This window comes from Phaeodactylibacter luteus (genome assembly GCF_007993045.1).
Taxonomy (GTDB): domain Bacteria; phylum Bacteroidota; class Bacteroidia; order Chitinophagales; family Saprospiraceae; genus Phaeodactylibacter; species Phaeodactylibacter luteus.
Window position 1 is genome coordinate 1 of record NZ_VOOR01000198.1, and the last position, 510, is coordinate 510.

Here is a 510-nt window from a genome sequence, read left to right on the forward strand (position 1 = left end):
TTCACGGGCGGCCTGACCAACATAGTCACGGTAACGAACCCGGAAGACCCGACCCCGGACTGCCCAGCTTGTACGGACGGCCCGGATACACCGGACGAGGTATCGGACATCACCACGGTTAAGACGAACGGTACCAATACCTACGTGCCGGGCACAACGGTGCCTTACACCATCACGGTGACCAATAACGGGCCAAGTGTAGCGAGCAGCGTAATGGTAGCGGACACCGCGCCTGCGGGCACAACGATCAGCAGCTGGACGGCGGTAGTGACCACCGGCACAGCGACGCTGGCGAACGCTTCGGGCACGGGCGACTTCAGTGAGGTGATCACGAACATGTCCAACGGGGCAGTAGTGACCTACACGGTGAACGTGGATGTGCCTGCCGATTTCACGGGCGGCCTGACCAACATAGTCACGGTAACGAACCCAGAAGACCCGACGCCGGACTGCCCAGCTTGTACGGACGGCCCGGACACACCGGACGAGGTATCGGACATCACGACGGTT

At 61.6% G+C, this 510-nt stretch carries 1 pseudogene; it reads left to right on the plus strand.

Features of this window, described 5'->3' with window-relative positions:
* Positions 1–510, plus strand: a pseudogene (locus FRY97_RS22070) (DUF11 domain-containing protein); the annotation flags it as partial.